At 68.2% G+C, this 10,588-nt stretch carries 9 protein-coding genes; 6 read left to right on the top strand and 3 right to left on the bottom strand.

All coding sequences use genetic code 11. The annotated features are described in order from the left end of the window. Window positions 1–150 precede the first annotated feature (150 nt). Both SFU54_RS08510 and SFU54_RS08515 read left to right on the top strand, forming a co-directional pair. Window positions 151–432, top strand: coding sequence for a hypothetical protein (locus tag SFU54_RS08510; protein WP_319015851.1), 282 nt, complete (start codon window positions 151–153; stop codon window positions 430–432). Further along, window positions 429–1,133 carry a gamma-glutamyl-gamma-aminobutyrate hydrolase family protein gene (locus tag SFU54_RS08515; RefSeq protein ID WP_319015852.1) on the top strand — a complete coding sequence of 235 codons (705 nt, stop codon included), beginning with the start codon at window positions 429–431 and terminating at the stop codon, window positions 1,131–1,133. Before SFU54_RS08510 ends, SFU54_RS08515 begins: the two co-directional genes overlap by 4 nt. Here the strand turns inward: SFU54_RS08515 and SFU54_RS08520 are convergent. After that, window positions 1,130–2,137, bottom strand: a complete 1,008-nt coding sequence (locus SFU54_RS08520) for a phosphotransferase (protein ID WP_319015853.1) — start codon at window positions 2,135–2,137, stop codon at window positions 1,130–1,132. The two genes, SFU54_RS08515 and SFU54_RS08520, sit on opposite strands and share 4 nt — an antisense overlap. 118 nt (window positions 2,138–2,255) lie before the next feature. Here SFU54_RS08520 and nudC point away from each other — a divergent pair, with 118 nt between their 5' ends. Continuing rightward, on the top strand, window positions 2,256–3,212 hold the full coding sequence (gene nudC, locus SFU54_RS08525) for an NAD(+) diphosphatase (protein ID WP_319015854.1): 957 nt from the start codon (window positions 2,256–2,258) through the stop codon (window positions 3,210–3,212). Between the two features lie 86 nt (window positions 3,213–3,298). Then, the gene (locus SFU54_RS08530) at window positions 3,299–5,029 is read left to right on the top strand and encodes an ATP-dependent helicase (RefSeq protein ID WP_319015859.1); all 1,731 of its coding nucleotides are present in this window, start codon (window positions 3,299–3,301) and stop codon (window positions 5,027–5,029) included. Here SFU54_RS08530 and SFU54_RS08535 read toward each other — a convergent pair. Both SFU54_RS08535 and SFU54_RS08540 read right to left on the bottom strand, forming a co-directional pair. Further along, complete coding sequence (locus tag SFU54_RS08535; protein WP_319015855.1) at window positions 4,914–5,807, bottom strand: hypothetical protein; 894 nt, start codon at window positions 5,805–5,807, stop codon at window positions 4,914–4,916. The genes SFU54_RS08530 and SFU54_RS08535 overlap by 116 nt on opposite strands. A 65-nt stretch (window positions 5,808–5,872) precedes the next feature. Continuing rightward, window positions 5,873–7,258, bottom strand: a complete 1,386-nt coding sequence (locus SFU54_RS08540; RefSeq protein ID WP_319015856.1) for a zinc-dependent metalloprotease — start codon at window positions 7,256–7,258, stop codon at window positions 5,873–5,875. Window positions 7,259–7,392: 134 nt separating this feature from the next. On the opposite strand from SFU54_RS08540, the gene SFU54_RS08545 reads away from it, so the two are divergent. Next, the gene (locus tag SFU54_RS08545; protein ID WP_319015857.1) at window positions 7,393–8,532 is read left to right on the top strand and encodes a PDZ domain-containing protein; all 1,140 of its coding nucleotides are present in this window, start codon (window positions 7,393–7,395) and stop codon (window positions 8,530–8,532) included. A gap of 87 nt (window positions 8,533–8,619) precedes the next feature. After that, the coding region (locus SFU54_RS08550) for a UPF0182 family protein (RefSeq protein WP_319015858.1) at window positions 8,620–10,588 on the top strand (1,969 nt) is incomplete at its 3' end.

Raw genomic sequence — 10,588 nt, forward strand, 5'->3', positions numbered from 1 at the left:
CGAGGGGGGTGGGCTACGTGGGGGCGGGGCACATCAATGACTATACCTACCTCTTGGTAAATTTTTCCGCCTGTTTTTACCCCCTTGGTTTGGGGGGGGCCCTGGGCGCCCCCCCCCACGACCCCACGTTTCACAGAAAGAACACACACCATGCGCGACGACGACTACGACCTCGATGTGGTTGACCCCGAGGATGCTCGGCTCGAGCAGGTCGTTTCTGCGCTGAATCCCGCCGACCTCGAGGCCGCGATCGCCCGGCTGCCGCACGACCTTCAGGCCGCCGCAACGGGGGTACTCGTGCAGCGCCGCACCTACAGTGACGTGAGTCAAGAGTTGGGCATCCGTCAGCCCGAACTCGTTCGTGCCCTGCGTCGTGCGCGCGGCATCATCGCGCGCCGCCACGCGGGCCCGCCGGAGGGCGACCACGCGTGACCGCCCTCATCGGCCTCAGCACCTACATGGAGCAGACGGTCATGGGCCTGTGGGACCGCCCGGCCGCCGTGCTGCCCCGCGTCTACACCGATTGCGTGATCGCCGCCGGGGGAGCCGTCGTCGGGCTGCCTCCGCAGCCGCCGCACCCCGACGCGATCGATCGCGTGCTCGATGGCATCGACGGGCTCATTCTCACGGGCGGCAAAGACGTTGATGCGGCGCTGTATGGCGAGCGCGCGCATCCCGAAAACGACACCCCGCGCCCCGACCGCGACGCCTGGGAACTCGCCCTCGTGCGCGGGGCGATCGCCCGTGACCTGCCGCTGCTCGGCATTTGCCGCGGCCTGCAAGTGCTCAACGTGGCTCTCGGCGGCACGCTCGTGCAGCACTTGCCCGACGTCATCGGCTCGAATCGCTATAGCTATGGCAACGCGACCTTCGCCGACAACCCGGTCATCACGGTGCCGGGCACGCGCATTGGCGGGATGCTCGGCGACAGCCTCACGGTCAAGAGCTACCACCACCAAGCCATCAACCACCTCGCCGAGGGGTTGACCGTGAGCGCCCGCGGAGACGACGGGATCATTCAGGCGGTCGACATCGACGGCATGTCGTTCGGTGTCGCGGTGCAGTGGCACCCCGAAGAGACGCCCGATGATCTGCGGCTGTTTGCCGCGCTCGTCGAGGCGGCAACGGCCTAGTACGCCGAACCGGGCGAGCGCGGGGTGCCGCGCTCGAGCAACTCGTCGACCTCGTCGAGGCCCACGGTCGCGGTCGGCTCGCTCGCGAGCGGATTCGTGAGGTCGCCACTCACGCGATCAAGCAGGGCGTGCAGCATGCCCACGGCGTCGTCGACGATCTCCGTCGAGCGACGCTCGGTGCCGTGCAGCAGCCAGCGCGCGAGTTCGAGTTCGGCCGCGAAGACCGCGCGGCGGCCCACCTGGCGGTCGTGGATTCCGCGCGCTTGGTGGTAGGCGTCGAAGGCCGTCTCGGGAACGTTCGGGTCGGCCGAGCCGAGCATCCAGAACAGGTCACGCGCCGGGTCACCCACTTGCAGTCGCGCCCACCCGAGCACACCCGTGACGGAGTCGCCGACAACAAGAAACGACGAAGCGCTCAGTGAGCCATTGATGACGGTCGGCGTGAACTGCCACAGGGTCGAGTCTTCGGCCGCGAGTTCCCAGCGCCGTAGCAACGCGGCGGGAACGAGTCCGGTGGCCGCGGCGCGGTCGAGCGTGGTCACGGCTTCGCGCATGACGTCGATCGCGCGCAGTTGGGGCAGCCCCACGTCGGCCACGACGCTCGTCGGTAGGCCGTGCACCGCCGCAACCGCGCGGCCGATCGACGCCGCGATGCCGGGCGTGATGGCCCCGAGTGAGAGGGGCACGCCGTCGACAAACTCCGAGACGATTGCGCGCGTGCCGGCGACGGGAGCTTGGCCGAGCATCCGGGGCACCCCAAAGGGCAACCGGGCGCGCACGCCGTCGCTGAGGGCTCGCACGGCGACGAGGTCGGCCGACTGCTCGCTTTCGGCGGCGGCCGTGCGCGGCACCCGAATGACGAGCGTGCGGCCGTCGCGCGTGCTCAACAGGGCCGAGTCGACTTCGCCCCCCGTGCCTCCCAGCGCGGCCGCGTGCGTCACGTCAAGACCCGCGACGGCCGAGGTGGCGAGCGCGGCTAGAGTGAGAGGCGATCGGCGCGACATACCGACAGGGTAGGTCGCAGACCCGTGGCCGGGCCGCGCGCCACGCGACGGGGCGCCGTCTTCACTGCCGCCGTTGTGTTCGCCGCCACTGTTCTGATTGCCGCCGAGAGGGTCGTTGATGCTCCGTTCGCTCACGCAGAACCTGCCGCTTTCGCGGTATCGCATCGACCGCGATCACGCCGCACGTGAGCGCCCGGCGCTGTTTGATGAGCTCGCGGCCGACCCCGATTCGCGCATTGTGGCGCTCTGGCGCGGCGAGGTGCTTCTGGCCGTTTCGTCGACGGATGCGGCCGACGCCCCCGCCCTCGCCCTGCTGCCGTGGGCGGCGGCCCCCGCCGACGCCCTGCGCGTCTATCTGGGTCGCACGCTCGAGGCCGAGGGCGATGTTCCGGCGGGCGCGGCCATCACCGCGGTTGTGTTCGACGACGAGAGCGGACCAGCGCTCGAGCCCAACGTCACGCGGTGGGCGTCGCCCCGCACGCTCGGGCACCGCTTGGGCGATCGCGATGCGGGCCTGGCGATCGAGGCCCTCGGAATGGCCAATTGGCACGCGACGCACCAGTTTTCACCGCGCACGGGCAACCCGACGGTCTCGGTCAAGGCGGGGTGGGTGCGCGTTGACGCCGAGACGGGCGCCGAGCTTTTTCCGCGCACCGACGCCGCGATCATCGTCGGCATCACCGACGCTGATGACCGTCTCGTGCTCGGCAGCAACGCGCTTTGGGAGTCGAACCGTTTCTCGCTGCTCGCCGGATTCGTCGAGCCGGGGGAGTCGCTCGAAGCCGCCGTCGTGCGGGAGGTCTATGAAGAAGCGGGCTTGCGCGTGATTGACCCGCACTATGTCGGCTCACAGCCCTGGCCGTTTCCGGCGTCTCTCATGCTGGGCTTTCGCGCCCGGCTCGACCCTGCGCACGCCAACGCCCTGCGCCCCGACGGCACCGAGATTCTCGACCTGCGCTGGTTCAGCCGCGACGAGCTGGCCGCGAGCCTCGGCGACATCCTGCTGCCCGGCCGCACGTCCATCGCCCGCGCCATCATTGAAGACTGGTTCGGCTCGCCGCTGGACGCGCCATGAGCGCGGCCTCTGACCGATCGCGCGCCATGAGCGCGTCGTCTGACCAAGCGCGCGCAGTGAGCGCGTCTGCTGATGCGCAGCGCGCCGTGAGCGCCGAACCTCCCCCCACGACGGGCCCGATCGTCAGCCCTGACCGCCTGCTGGCCGCTCTCGATGACAACCAGCGTCAGGTCGCCGAGGCCCTGCTGGGCCCCGTGTGCGTGCTCGCGGGTGCGGGCACGGGCAAGACCCGGGCGATTACGCACCGCATCGCCTACGGTGTCGCGACGGGCGCGTATGACCCGCAGCGGGTCATGGCGCTCACGTTCACCACGCGCGCCGCGGGCGAGTTGCTCGGTCGCCTGCGGGCACTCGGCGCCGAGGGGGTCGCGGCGCGCACCTTCCACTCGGCGGCTCTTCGCCAGTTGCACTACTTCTGGCCCATCGTCGCGGGCGGCACACCGCCGCGCGTGCTCGAGGGCAAGGGGCCCCTGCTGGGTCAGGCCGCGGGAGTGCTCAAGTTGAGCCTCGACACCGCGGGGCTGCGGGATGCTGCTGCCGAGATCGAGTGGCGCAAAGTTAGCCGGCTCTCGATCGACGAGTATGCGCGCGCGGCGCAGACCCGCACGCTGCCCTCGCGCTTGAGTGTTGACGCCATGGTCGCGCTGCAGCAGACCTACGAGCGCATCAAAGACGAGCGCAAGCAGATCGACTTCGAAGACGTGCTGCTCGCGACGGCGGGCATGATCGAGAACGAGCCGCGCGTGGCCGACCAGGTGCGGGCGCAGTATCGCTTCTTCGTGGTTGACGAATTTCAAGACGTCTCGCCCCTGCAACACGACCTGCTGTCGCTGTGGCTTGGCGGCCGACGCGAACTGTGCGTCGTCGGTGACGCCTCGCAGACGATCTACTCGTTCGCGGGGGCAACGAGCGACTACCTCGTGCGCTTCGGCAGCGAGTACCCCGAGGCCCGTGTCGTTCGACTCGAAGACAACTACCGTTCGACCACGGCAATCGTGACGCTCGCCAATCAGCTCATGCGCGGGCGGCCGGGCGCGCTCACGCTGCACGCCGCGAGCGAGGGCAGCGATCGCGGCGCAACCCCCTCGGTGTCGAAGCACGTCGATGATGCTGCCGAAGCGGCATCCGTCGCTCAGGCGATCGCGCGCCGCATCGACGATGGCACCGCGCCTGAGTCGATCGCCGTGCTCTACCGCGTCAACACGCAGTCAATCGCGCTCGAGTCGGCGCTCGCGCGCTTCGGCGTGCCCGTGCAGTCACGCGCCGATAGCCGCTTCTTCGACCAGGTTGAGGTCAAGCAAGCGATCATGCTCTTGCGCGGCGCTTCGATCGCGATCACCGACGAGCCGCTCTTCAAGAGCGTGAGCGACGTGCTGCGCGGGCTCGGCTGGCGGCAAGACCCGCCCGAGGGCGGCGGTGCCGAACGGGCGAAGTGGCAGAGCATGAACGCGTTGCTCGGGCTTGCCGAAGAGGCCCCGGCCGGAACGAATCTTCCTGACTTTGTGCGCGAGTTGCAGCGGCGACAGCAACAGCAGCACGCGCCCACCCGATCGGCCGTCACCCTCTCGACGCTGCACGCGGCCAAGGGCCTCGAGTGGGACTGCGTCTACATCGTGGGCCTCAGTGAAGGGCTCGTGCCGATCACGTTTGCCCAAGGGCTCGAGGCCATCGATGAAGAGCGTCGACTGTTCTATGTGGGCATTACGCGAGCGCGAAAGGTTCTCGAGCTGTCGTGGGCTGTTCGTGCGACGGCGGCGCGGGCCGATCGCGCTCCGAGCCGTTTTCTCGACGAGATTCGGGCGCCGAAAGAGCGCTGAGGCCCGCGAGGCCGTGACAGCCGCAGCGCTCGCTGACCGCGCAGCGCGTCGACGTGCGCTCGCCCGAGTCGGCATCGATGCGGATGCTGCGCTCAACCGTGCGCCCCCGCACCAGCCGCAGCACCTCAACGGCGGCCTCGGTCGCAAGTGCTGGCGCCTCGGCCGCAGCCGCCGCGCCCCACAACTGTGCCGCGACCGCGGGCCAGGTGGAGTCAGCGTCGGTGCGATGGTGCTCTACACACGCGAGGCACGCCGATCGGCCGGGGTCAACGAGCGGCCCCACGCGCACCGACACTTCGCTGAAGACCACGGGAAGGTGCGGCACGTCGGCGCGGAGCCACCGTTGGTGCTCGGCCGGGTCGATGACGTGCGCGCTCACGAGCACGGCGGCGTGCGGCGCTCGCCGGCGCGCGGGCCCCGCGCCCGGTGCGCGCAGGGTGGCGGCGTAGCCTGCCTCGAGCAGCACGGCGGCGATGCGCTGGGCGCCTGGTCCGGTGCCGACGACGTCGATGCGCGGGGCATCCGTCGGCGCGGCGGTGGTGTGCAGGGCACCGGCGAGGACGGCGAGCACGGCGTCGACCCGGTCGGGCGCGATTGCCGCGAGCTCGGCGAGCGCGTCGAGCCCTGATCGCGGAATGCCCACAGCCAGAGCATCGACGAGCTGGGCGTCGCCGTCACTGACGCCATCGAGGCGCGCGAGAACCGGGTCAACCCCAATCTGCAGGCTGTGCGGCGTGCGCCACACGATGGGTCGGCGGGGGTCAAATCTGAGCGTCATGGCGCACATGATGGGGGCGCGCCGGGGAGCGCGCGCCGCGCATCCACAGCCCCGAGAGCGAACGGTTAGACCGAGGGCTCTTCGGGCGCTTCTCCGGGGGCACCTTCGATCGGTCGATCGCCACTGTCGTCGGCGAGCAGGTCACTGAGGGCTTGGTCGAGGGCATCGGGTTCGGCCGTCGTGCCGCCCTGCAGGGTGGCGATGACGCGCGAGGGGTCGTCGATGTCGTCGGCGCCCGGAAGCAGATCGGGATGCGCCCACAGGCCGTCGCGACCGTCCGCCCCCACGGCGTCGGTGATGCGCTGCCAGAACGCGGCCGCTTCACGCAACCGGCGCGGCCGCAGTTCGAGACCCACGAGCGTCGCGAACGCACTCTCGGCCGGGCCACCCGATGCCCGTCGACGCCGCACCGTCTCGGCTACGGCGTCGGCCTTCGGCAAGCGACTCGTCGCTTGTGCGGTGACGACATCGACCCACCCTTCGATGAGGGCCAGCGTCGTTTCGAGTCGGCCAAGCGCGGCGACTTGAGCCTCGGTCTTCGGGGGAATCAGCGCACCGCTCGTGAGAGCTTCGCGCAGGCTTTCGGGGTTGGCCGGGTCGAAGTCGGCCGCGAGCGATTCGATGCGCTCGGTGTCGATGCTGATGCCGCGCGCGTAATCGGTGATGGCGCTGATGAGGTGTTGGCGCAACCACCGCGCGTGCCGAAAGAGGCGCGCGTGCGCGAGTTCGCGCACCGCGAGATAAAGCTGCACTTGGTCGGCAGGAATGTCGAGACCCTCGCCAAACGCGGCGAGGTTTTGGGGAATCAGTGCCGCTTGCACGTCGGTGTCGTCGCGCCCCGGCAGCAACGGAATGCCGATGTCGCCACCCGAGACCACCTCACCCGCAAGCTGCCCCACGACGTGGCCGAGCTGCAGCGAGAAGAGCGTGCCGACGAGCGACCGCATCATCTGGCCCGCGTTGGCGACCATGCTCTTGAGTTCGTCGGGCACCTGCTGGTCGAGCACCGAGGTGAGCGAGTCAGAGATCGAGGTGGCGACGGGCTCGGCTAGTTGAGTCCAGACCGGCAGCGTGAGGCGCGCCCAGTCAGCGCGCGTCACGAGCGTGGGCTCTGACGTGAGCTGGGTGATCGAGGTTGCTTCATCGAGCCACAGAGCGGCGACGTTGAGCGCCTGCCGCAATTGTTCGAGTTCGGTCGAGCTTGAGCGAATCGAGCCTTGCGCCGCGATGCGCCCCGACTCGTCTTTCGCGAGCTGCCAGTCGACGCCGTCGCCGCTCGCGTTCATGGCCTTCTGCAGTTGCCCCATGAGTCGCGCGACCATGAGCGGGTCGGTGGGCAGGCCCGCTGCGCCCGCGAGCTTCGCGGGGTCGAGGTCGCCCTCGCCCGCGAGAAAACGGCGCAACATCTCGCGAAACTCGTCGTCAGCCCCGCCAAGGGGATCTTCAGCCATGGTGCCTACGCTAGTGCGATGGCCTCGGAGCCCGATGGGTTTTCGCTTAGGCTGACCCCCGTGGCTCTGCGCCGTGGGCGAACACCTGCTCACCGCCACCGATGGCCGAGCAGAGCACCCTCGAGAGGAGCCCGGTGAGTCTGTTCACCGATGAGAGTCGCGGCAACGAATTCGCCGACGGGTTTGACCCGACGGTTGATGATGCCCGCTTGCGCGCTCGCCGTGTGGGCTGGCTCTTGCTTTCGCTCACGCTGTTCGGCGTGTTCGGCCTCGCCGTGTTGCCCTCGCCCTATGTCATCGAGCGTCCGGGCCCCGTCTTCGACACCCTCGGCACTGTCACGGTTGACGGCGACGAGGTGCCGCTCATCGAGATTCCGACCGAGCCGACGTACGACACCGAGGGCTCGCTGAGTCTGCTGACCGTCAACGTGTTCGGCAATCGCGACCAGCCGCCGACCTGGTTCGAGGTCATCGGTGCCTGGCTTGACCCGAGCCAAGCCGTCGTGCCCGTCGACGCAGTGTTTCCCGAAGGGGTCAGCACCGAAGACCGGCGCGAGCAGAGCCGCATCGACATGGAGAACTCGCAGCAAGAGGCCATTGCCGCCGCTCTGCGGGCGATCGGTGAGCCCTATGAGAGCCAACTGCGCGTGGTCGAGGCGGTCGCCGACGGTCCCTCTGACGGAACCATCCGGCCCGACGACATCATCGTCGCCGTGAATGATGTGCCGGTTCGGGATGTCACGGCGCTACGCGCCGAGATCGCCACCAACGGCATCACCGACCCCGTGTCAATCGACATCGTGCGCGCGGGTTCGGATCGCACCGTCGAGGTCACCCCTCAGCTCAGCGAGGGCGATGACCCCGTGCCCGTCATCGGCGTGCTCATCGCCGGTGAGTACGTTTTTCCGTTCGAGGTGAACATCGAGTTGCAGAACGTCGGTGGGCCGAGCGCGGGCATGATGTTTGCCCTCGGCATCATCGACAAGCTCACTCCCGATTCGCTCGCGGGAGGCGAAGACGTCGCCGGCACGGGAACAATCGCTGCCGACGGCACCGTGGGCCCCATCGGGGGAATCGTGCAGAAGATGTACGGCGCGGTCGACGCGGGGGCCGAATGGTTCTTGGCGCCGATCGATAACTGCAATGAGGTCGTCGGCAACGTTCCCGGCGATCTCGAGGTGTTCGCCGTGGCCTCGCTCGATGACGCCATCGAGGTGCTGCAGACGATTGCCGACAACGGCGATCTGACCGAGCTCACACGCTGCGAACGCTGACGGCGAACAGCCCAAAAACCGGGCAAGTTCTTAGGCTCTCCCCAGTAGTCTGAGCGCGAACGCCCGCCGACTCTTGGGAGCCATTTCGTGACGTCCACCGCAACGCCGCCCGCAAACCGTTCCCGCGCGACTCTCGCGATCAGCGCCGCCATCATCGGTGTGCTGGTCGTGCTGTTCTTCGTCTTCGCGAACGTCTACACCGACATTCTCTGGTTCGACCAGCTGGGCTACCTCAATGTGCTCACCACGCAGTGGTTCGCCACGGGTGGCATGTTCCTCGTCGGATTCGTGGGCATGTTCGTGCCCGTGTGGGCGAGCCTGCAGATCGCTTACCGCGCCCGCCCCATGTACGCGAAGCTCAACTCGCAGCTTGACCGGTACCAAGAGGTCGTCGAGCCGCTGCGGCGCGTTGCCATGTTCGGCATCCCCGCCGTTCTTGGTCTGTTCGCGGGTGTCACGGTGGCTGGTCAGTGGCAGATGGTGCTGCAGTGGTACAACCGCACCGAGTTTGGTCAGCTTGACCCGCAGTTCGGTCTCGACATTTCGTTCTTCGTCTACGAGCTTCCGTTCTGGCGGGGCGTCATCGCGTTCGCGTCGGCGGTCGTCTTGCTCGCGGGCCTTGCTGCGGTCGCCACGAGCTACCTCTACGGCGCCATCAGCGTCACGGGTCGTGAGATTCGCATTTCGCGCACCGCGCGCATCCAGCTCGCCGTGACGGCTGCGCTCTACATCGCGCTTCAGGGTGTGAGCATCTGGTTCGACCAGTACGCCACGGTCATTCAGCCGAGCGATGGCTTCCTCGCCATCGGTGCCGGCTACACCGAGGTCAACTCGACCATTCCGAGCCGCGGCATTCTCGCGGGCATCGCCCTGCTCGTCGCCGCCCTCTTCGTCATCACGGCCGTCATCGGTCGCTGGCGCCTGCCGATCGTCGGCACGGCCCTGCTGCTCATCAGCGGCCTGCTCATCGGCAGCGTCTACCCGTGGATCGTGCAGCGCTTCCAGGTCGAGCCCAACGCGCGTGAGTTTGAGGCGCCATTCATCGAACGCAACATCCAAGCCACTCGAGACGCCTACAACGTGTCAGGCATCGAAGAGATCTCCTACGACGCGGTTACTGACGCTGAGCAGGGGGCGCTTCGAGAGGATGCGGAAACGACCGCGAACATCCGCATCATCGACCCGGCGCTCGTCACCGACGCGTTTGCTCAGCTCGAGCAGTTCCGCCAGTACTACCAGTTCCCCGAGTTTCTCGACGTCGATCGCTATGAGGTCGACGGCCGCACGCAAGACACCGTGATCTCGCTGCGTGAGTTGAACCCCGACGGCCAGACCTCGCAAAACTGGTACAACAACACGATCGTCTTCACGCACGGCTACGGCGTGGTGGCGGCCTACGGCAACCAGCGCACCGACGACGGCCGCCCGCTGTTCCTCGAGGGCGGCATCCCGGCCGACGGCTCGCTCACCGGCGAGCTCGGCGAGTACCAGCCGCGCATCTACTTCGGCGAGTTCTCGCCCGCCTACTCCATCGTGGGCGGTGGCGACGACCTCGAGCTCGACTTCCCCTCGGAGGGCAGCGGCGAGCAGGAGGGCAACGCCACCTACACCTTCACCGGTGACGGCGGCCCGGCGCTCGACAATGTGTTCAAGCGCCTGCTCTACGCGATGAAGTTCCAGTCGGAGCAGATCTTCCTGTCGGAGGCGGTGACCGACGAGTCGCAGATCCTCTACGACCGTCACCCGCTCGACCGCGTGCAGAAGGCGGCACCGTACCTGACGCTCGACTCCGACCCGTACCCGGCGATCGTCGACGGGCGCGTGGTCTGGGTGGTCGACGGCTACACGACCACGGCGAACTACCCGTACTCGACGACGGTGGCGCTCAGCCAGGCCATCGCCGACACGTACACGCCGGCTCCGGCCTTCCCGCTCGACCAGATCAACTACATCCGCAACTCGGTGAAGGCGACGGTCGACGCCTACGACGGCAGCGTGACGCTGTACGCGTGGGACACGGAGGACCCGATCCTGCAGACCTGGCAGAAGATCTTCC

This window comes from Microcella sp. (assembly GCF_033763155.1).
GTDB lineage: Bacteria > Actinomycetota > Actinomycetes > Actinomycetales > Microbacteriaceae > Microcella.